General features: G+C 53.7%; 1 protein-coding gene. It reads left to right on the top strand.

What is annotated here, in order from left to right; genetic code table 11:
- Window positions 1–216: CbbQ/NirQ/NorQ domain-containing protein (locus NE637_RS15665; protein WP_256267846.1), on the top strand; the 216-nt coding region annotated here is incomplete at both ends.

Raw genomic sequence — 216 nt, 5'->3', positions numbered from 1 at the left:
TGGGCTACCCATCTGCCGATGTGGAAAAAAGCTTACTTGCCCGGCGCTTCCCATCTCTGCCCGAATCATTGTGCGCTACCATGGTGGACTACGCCAATGAGGTTCGAAAACTCTTCATGGGCGAGGCTACCACAAACAATCTGACCAACACCATAGAGGTAACATTCTCCACGCGCAGTTTGCTGCGCTGGGGTGATCTGACCGTTCGCTTTCAGC

The sequence above is a fragment of the Desulfovibrio desulfuricans genome, from assembly GCF_024460775.1.
GTDB lineage: Bacteria > Desulfobacterota > Desulfovibrionia > Desulfovibrionales > Desulfovibrionaceae > Desulfovibrio > Desulfovibrio desulfuricans_E.
Note: the sequence above shows the minus strand (reverse complement) of the source record. Positions and strands in the feature narration are given on the sequence as shown.